This window comes from Aeromicrobium piscarium (genome assembly GCF_007421815.1).
Lineage (GTDB): Bacteria > Actinomycetota > Actinomycetes > Propionibacteriales > Nocardioidaceae > Aeromicrobium > Aeromicrobium piscarium.
The window spans coordinates 1-620 of sequence record NZ_VLNT01000045.1 but is presented as its reverse complement, the minus strand read 5'-3'; the positions used below and the strand labels follow the sequence as shown (position 1 = coordinate 620).

Sequence of the window (620 nt, the reverse complement as noted above, 5' to 3'; positions counted from 1 at the left end):
CGGCCTGACCGGGCTTCCCGACGCGATCGAGGCGACATGGAAGTCCGCGACGGTCCAGACCTGCGTGGTCCACCTGATCCGCGCCTCGATGCGGTTCGTGAACTACAAGGACCGCAAAGCCATCGCGAAGGCGCTCAAGCCGATCTATCAAGCCGCTGACGCCGACGCCGCCCGCGCCGAGTTCGACGCCTTCACGACCAGCGAGCTGGGCAAGAAATACCCCCACGCGGTCGCGACCTGGGAATCGGCATGGGAACGGTTCATCCCGTTTCTGGCGTTCCCGCCGATGCTGCGCCGGGTCATCTACACAACGAACTCGATCGAGTCGCTGAACTACCAGCTCCGCAAGATCATCAAGAACCGCGGCCAGTTCCCCAACGACCTAGCTGTGGTCAAGCTGCTCTGGCTCTCAATCTGCAACATCGAGGACAAGAGGGCCCGACAACGCGCGAAGGAACGCGGCAAGCCTCCCGGTGAACGCAAAGCACCCGGCCGACTCGTCGAGGGCCAAGTCGTGACCAACTGGAAACAGGCCCTCGAGCAACTCGCACTGACCTACCCCGACCGGATCAACCCCCACCTCACATGACCGGCCCTTACACAGAAATCTTGACAGGCTC

At 62.7% G+C, this 620-nt stretch carries 1 protein-coding gene; it reads left to right on the top strand.

Annotated elements, in window-relative coordinates; translation table 11 throughout:
• Window positions 1-589: IS256 family transposase (locus FNM00_RS18665; protein ID WP_185973260.1), on the top strand; the 589-nt coding region annotated here is incomplete at its 5' end.
• Window positions 590-620 lie beyond the last annotated feature (31 nt).